At 72.6% G+C, this 5,175-nt stretch carries 6 protein-coding genes; 3 read left to right on the top strand and 3 right to left on the bottom strand.

Annotated elements, in window-relative coordinates; genetic code table 11:
- The coding region (locus tag ABYE80_RS16680) for a penicillin-binding transpeptidase domain-containing protein (RefSeq protein ID WP_372791433.1) at positions 1-552 on the bottom strand (552 nt) is incomplete at its 3' end.
- Positions 553-900: 348 nt separating this feature from the next.
- On the opposite strand from ABYE80_RS16680, the gene ABYE80_RS16675 reads away from it, so the two are divergent.
- A complete protein-coding gene (locus ABYE80_RS16675) occupies positions 901-1,836 on the top strand; it encodes a LysR substrate-binding domain-containing protein (RefSeq protein WP_372791432.1) in 936 nt (311 codons plus the stop codon).
- 10 nt (positions 1,837-1,846) lie between these two features.
- Here ABYE80_RS16675 and ABYE80_RS16670 read toward each other — a convergent pair whose 3' ends face one another.
- Positions 1,847-2,503: a TIGR02453 family protein gene (locus ABYE80_RS16670; RefSeq protein ID WP_372791431.1), complete on the bottom strand. Its 657-nt coding sequence runs from the start codon at positions 2,501-2,503 to the stop codon at positions 1,847-1,849.
- A gap of 112 nt (positions 2,504-2,615) precedes the next feature.
- On the opposite strand from ABYE80_RS16670, the gene ABYE80_RS16665 reads away from it, so the two are divergent.
- Together ABYE80_RS16665 and ABYE80_RS16660 are read left to right on the top strand one after the other, a co-directional pair.
- Positions 2,616-3,296, top strand: a complete 681-nt coding sequence (locus tag ABYE80_RS16665; RefSeq protein WP_372791430.1) for a zinc metallopeptidase — start codon at positions 2,616-2,618, stop codon at positions 3,294-3,296.
- Between the two features lie 84 nt (positions 3,297-3,380).
- The gene (locus ABYE80_RS16660) at positions 3,381-4,193 is read left to right on the top strand and encodes an SDR family NAD(P)-dependent oxidoreductase (RefSeq protein ID WP_372791429.1); all 813 of its coding nucleotides are present in this window, start codon (positions 3,381-3,383) and stop codon (positions 4,191-4,193) included.
- Between the two features lie 78 nt (positions 4,194-4,271).
- On the opposite strand, the gene ABYE80_RS16655 is transcribed toward ABYE80_RS16660, so the two are convergent.
- The coding region (locus ABYE80_RS16655; RefSeq protein WP_372791427.1) for an acyl-CoA dehydrogenase family protein at positions 4,272-5,175 on the bottom strand (904 nt) is incomplete at its 5' end.

The raw sequence follows: 5,175 nt of genomic DNA, 5'->3' as shown, positions 1-5,175 counted from the left end.
GCGCCGCAGGCGCTCCAGGAACCGCACCTGCTCGACCGCGGAGATCGCGAAGGGCCCGCGCAGCCAGAACTCGTCGAGCGGGGCGCCGTCGACCTCGCGGTTGCCGTAGCGCATCGCTCGCACGGCGCGTCGGTAGGCCGGGATCCCGAGTTCGCGGGCGATCCGCTGGTAGATCGGGATGCAGGACATCCCGAAGGCGGTCTGGAGCGTGAGGTCGCTCTCGCACGCGGTCGGCAGCAGCGGGGCCCCGTCGACGTCGTAGTTGGGGTTGGGCCCGGGGTACGGATGCTCGGGGCCCGACGCCACCCCTCGATCGATCGCCAGGAGGGAGTTCGGGATCTTGAACGTCGAGGACGGGAGGTACCGGCGGGCCGCGCGTCGGCCGCCGACGATGACCGTCGTGGGCCGGCCCTCGCCGGTGGCGCGGACGACCATGGTCCCGCTCGTCCCCGCGGCGTCGAAGTAGCGCTCCAGATCCGGGCGGGTGGTGGCCTTCGCCTCCGCAGGTGCGACGGGGAGGGCGGTGGCCGTCAGGGCCGCGCATACGGCCAAGATACTGCGACATGTGATGCGATTGATGGAGGGCATGGCGGGCGTCCTTCCCGATCTCCCCGCCGGTCAAGCCTCGGGGTCCTCGCGATCCCCCCCGTTCGGCCGCGGTCGGGGGCGTCGCGCGGGTGGGCGCTGCCCTCCCGGGCGGTGATACGCTGGGCCTATCACCTGACCCATAACTGATATTGGAAATCATCAGTTCGCGGGGGTACCTTTGCAAATGCAACTTCTACTGAACAGCGGCCACCCCCATATCCTGGTGACCGCCGAGTTGCACCCTCTCCTCCCTCGTAGTACCTCAGGCCCGCTCCTCGGAGTGGGCCTGTTTGGTTTCCGGGAGCCCGCGCGGTGATCGAGCCCGCTCCCGCGCGCATCGAGTTGCGGCACCTGCGCTCCTTCATCGCGGTGGCGGAGGAGCGCCACTTCCGCCGCGCTGCCGAGCGGCTGCACATGTCCCAGCCGCCGCTGTCGCAGCAGATCAAGGCGCTCGAGGAGGCCCTTGGGGTCACGCTGCTCGACCGCGACCGCCGCGGCGTCCGCATCACCGATGCCGGGGCGGTCTTCCTCGACCGGGCGCGAGCGGTGCTCGCGGCGATGGACGGAGCCGCCGACGCCGCCCGGCGTGCGCAGGCCGGCGAGCTCGGACGCCTCTCCATCGGCTTCGTCGGGTCCTCGATGTACGGGCGCGTCCCGGAGATCCTGCGCCGCTTCCGCGCGACCCACCCCGAGGTCCACCTCTCACTGCGAGAGCTGAACACCGCCGCGCAGGTCGACGCCCTGGTCCACGGGGACATCGACGTCGGCTTCCTCCGTCCCCCGGTCTCCGCCGACGGCGTCGAGATCGAGTCGCTGCTCGAGGAACCGGTCGTCGTGGTGATGCCCGAGGACCATCGCCTCGTCGGCATGCCGTCGTTGACGCTCATGCATCTCCGGCGCGAGCGGTTCGTCCTGCTCTCGCGTGCCGCGGCGCCCGGGCAGCACGACGCCATCTCGCGAGCGCTCGCCGCCGAGGGGGCGGCCCCCCTGGTCGTGCAGGAGGCCGAGGAGATGCAGACGATCATCGGCCTCGTCGCCTCCGGGATGGGGGTGTCGCTGGTCCCCGCGTCCGTGCGGGCGCTGGACCGCCACGATGTCGTCTACCGCGACATCGTGGGCCCGGCGCCGAGCATCGAGCTCGCCTACGCGTACCGGCAGGGCGAGACGACGCCGGTGGTGGACGCGTTCCTCTCCGCGGTGCGCGAGCTGCGCCCGCCACGGACCGCGCTGTCGCCCGTGCCCCTCTGAGGGGACGTGCTCAACGGCGGCTCGGCGGCTGCAGGGACGGGCCGACGTTGTCGCGCAGCCAGGTCACGGTCGGTCGCGCCGCCTCGAACCAGGCGGCGATCCTCTCCGCGGCCTCGGGGCCGTGCAGCCAGCGGGGCAGCTTGGACTCCCGTCGGCTGAGGACCACGCGGCGGTGACGCAGCAGGTCGGCGCGGGGATGCTCGGCGTCGTAGCCGCGCGGGACGCGCTTGAGGTCCGGGTCGCTGAGCTCCAGGCCGCCGTCCGTCGCCGCGCGGACCGCGCGGGCGAGCGCCGACCCACGGCGCCCGTCCGCCACCGCATCTCGCAGCCGGGCGACCTGGTCGGGTTGGGGGCGGTACATCCCGGCGGCGACCAGCAGCCCGTCGAGGCTGAGCTCGGCGTAGTACCCGGTGGCGCCCTCCATGCCGAACGGAATGCCGATGTGCTCCTTGATCGGCGGGCGCGCGTGGAAGCGGGCGTCGTTGTAGGGACGGAACAGCTTGACCTCGCCGAACCGCCGCAGGTCGCGACCGAGCGCCAGCGCGGGCGCCGCCAGGTACGCGTCGTACCGGTCGCGGTTGGCCTTGAACCAGTCCCGGTCGTTGTTCGCCTCGAGCTCCTCGAGGAACGTGATCGCGGCACGGGGAAAGCCGGTGAACTCGGGCATGGGCGGCACGCTAACGCGTCGCCTGCCCGCGTCGTCGATCGGCGGGGGTTCGATCGGCTGGACCTCCCTAAAAGCTTCCTGAACCGGATCCGGGGGCACGTACGATCTCCGTATGAGCGGCATCGGCATGTACATCCTGTTCCTCGCGCCCACCCTGATCCTGGGCCTCGCGGCGCAGTGGTGGCTGAAGAAGACGTTCGCCACCAACGCCGAGCTCGGCGTGCAGTCCGGGATGACCGGCGAGGAGGTCGCACGGCGGATCCTCGACGCCAACGGCCTGCACGGTGTGCCGGTGAACCCGTCCCCGGGTGGTCCGCTCAGCGACCACTACGACCCGCGGTCCCGCGGCGTGTTCCTCTCCGAGCCGGTGTTCGCCGGTCGCTCGATCGCGGCCGCGGCGGTCGCCGCGCACGAGGTCGGCCACGCCATCCAGCACGACAAGGCCTACGCGCCGATGCAGATCCGCTCGACGATGTTCCCCGCGGTCGCGTTCGCGTCCTCGACGTGGATCTTCCTGCTGATGGCGGGCGCGTTCATGAACGCCCTCGGCCTGATCCAGGTGGCGATCGCCCTGTACGCGATCGCGGTGCTGTTCCACTTCGTCACCCTGCCGGTCGAGTTCGACGCGTCGAAGCGGGCGCAGGTGCAGCTCGCCGGCCTCGGTCTCGTGAGCGACAGCGAGCGCACCGGCACCCGGCGGGTGCTGACGGCGGCCGCGATGACGTACGTGGTCGGCGCGCTCGCGGCGCTCTCCCAGCTCCTGTACTTCGTGCTCGCCTACCTGCAGGACTGACCGTCCTGCGCCGGACGCCCGCGACCCGTCCCGCGCGCCCGCGCGGGACGGAGGGCGGCCGGCGACGGAGCGTACTCTCCTGGTATGGCCCTGCCCGACGCTCGCCCCGGCACCGTGGTCCTGGTGACCGGCGCCTCATCCGGGATCGGGGAGGAGCTCGCCCGCCAGTTGGCCGCGCTCGGTCACGACCTCGTGCTGATCGCCCGCCGTGCCGACCGGCTCGACGCGCTGGCCAGCGAACTGCGCGACGCCGCGAAGGTCGATGTCGATGTCCATCCGTGCGACCTCGGGGACGCGCCGTCCCGCGCGTCGCTCATCGCGGGCATCGTCACGGGTCCGCACGCCCGCCCGATCGCGGGGTTGTGCAACAACGCCGGCTTCGGGCTCGCAGGGCCCGCCGCACGACTCGACCCCGCGCGCCAGCGCCAGATGATTCGCGTCAACGTCGAGGCGCTGCACGACCTCACGCTGGCGGTCCTGCCCGGGATGCTCGACCGTGGCGAAGGGGCGATCCTGAACGTCGCGTCGGTGGCCGCGTTCCAGCCGCTGCCGAACTTCGCGACCTACAGCGCCACGAAGGCCTTCGTGCAGACGTTCAGCGAAGCCCTGCACGCCGAGGTCCAGGACGAGGGCGTCAGCGTGACGAGCCTGTGTCCGGGGCCCGTGCCGACCGAGTTCGGCGAGGTCGCGGGGCTCAGGGGCGAGGGAGCCCCAGCAGGGTCCTCCGTGCCGTCGCTCGCCTACGTGAGCGCGCACGACGTGGCGGCGCAGGGCATCGAGGGCATGGTCCGCGGACGTCGCTCGGTCATCCCCGGCGCTGTGCACACCGCCCTCGCGCTGTCCGGCCGCTTCACGCCCCGTTCGCTGCTGCTGCCGCTGGTCAAGCGCTTCGGCTGAGCGTCGGGCTCGCCCGCCGTGCCGCACCGCCGGACAGCGCGGGGCCGGGCCCGGTCGGCCCGACCCCGCGGGTGCGGTCTAGGTGGCGGCCTTCAGCAGCTCGTCGGCGACCCGGTCGGTCGCGTCGCCGCTTCCGCCCAGCAGACGCCGGGAGAGCACTGCACGCCGGAAGTACAGCGGGGCGTCGTGCTCCCACGTCGCGCCGATGCCACCGTGCACGTTGATGTTCGAGCGCGTGGCGAAGTCCAGCGCCGACCCGGCCGCCGAACGGAACGCCGAGGCCGCGAGCGGGAACTCGTCGAGCTTCGACTCACCGGACCAGCCCGCGTAGAACTCCAGCGAGCGGGCGTTCTCCAGCAGCCGGAGCACCTCGGTGATCTCGTGCTTGATCGCCTGGTAGGAGCCGATGGCACGACCGAACGTGAACCGCTCCTTGGCGTACTCGACGCTCATGTCCATCGTCGTCGCCACGGTGCCGATGGCCTCCGCGGCAAGGATGGCGTGAGCGAGGTACCAGGCCCGCTCGAGCACCGCGGCGTCCACGTCGAGCAGGGTGCCCTTCGCGCCGTCGAGGGTCACGTGCCCGAGCGACCGCGTCGCGTCGTAGACGTCGGCGGTCTCGACCGTCGCGGCCGAGGCCGGGACGGCTGCGGCGACCGGGGCGCCGTCGGCGGTCACACCGACCACCACCAGCACGTCCGCGCCCGGTGCATCCGGGACCCAGGCGACGGTGCCGCTCAGCGTCACCGTGTCGCCCTCGACGGTCGCCGACGGGGCGGCCGGGCGGGCCTTGCCGCCGCGCGGGTCGACGGTCCAGCCCTGGACGGTCTGGCTCGGCGGGCGGGCGGGCACGTAGGCGACCCGCACGTCGCCGGTCGCGATCTGCTCGAGGTCCGCGTGGCCCGCGGCGTCCAGGATCAGCGTCGCGGGCAGCACGCCGAGGTAGGGCACCGAGGCCAGCACGCGACCGGTCTCCTCGGCG

Origin of the sequence: Paraconexibacter sp., assembly GCF_041602235.1 — a bacterium.
Classification (GTDB): Bacteria; Actinomycetota; Thermoleophilia; order Solirubrobacterales; family Solirubrobacteraceae; genus Paraconexibacter.
The sequence above is the reverse complement of the archived record's forward strand: the minus strand, read 5'-3'. Positions and strand labels throughout refer to the sequence as shown.